This is a genomic window from Salinimicrobium oceani, from assembly GCF_012037645.1.
In genome coordinates, this window is sequence record NZ_JAAVJR010001178.1 from 1 (window position 1) to 348 (window position 348).

At 38.8% G+C, this 348-nt stretch carries 1 protein-coding gene; it reads right to left on the bottom strand.

All coding sequences use genetic code 11. The annotated features are described in order from the left end of the window. The coding region (locus HC175_RS21350; protein ID WP_209310174.1) for a hypothetical protein at nt 1-342 on the bottom strand (342 nt) is incomplete at its 3' end. Nucleotides 343-348: the final 6 nt, after the last annotated feature.

Genomic DNA, 348 nt, shown 5'->3' on the forward strand with positions numbered 1-348 from the left:
CAGCGTATATTTTTCTTTTTCGTTAATCGTGTATTGTTTGTTGATATAATGCTGCTGATGGATCTTTTCTACACCGTCCTTTTCCAGCAGCTTATAAAGAAGTTTCCTGGTACCATCGGTTTTCTTCAGCCCAAAATGATATTCCCGCTCATCCAGGTGGAATCCTCCAACAGTGGAATTCTTTGGATCAAGATCTTTTAAGGAATACCAGTAGATCCTTTCAGTTTTTGCATTGAGTACGTTCCTGAATTCCTGGTATTGTTTCACCTCATCATTCTGCCAGGTAGAGAAACCAACTTCAGAAACCCATATTTCCTGATAATATCCAAATTTATCAAGCACTTCCCT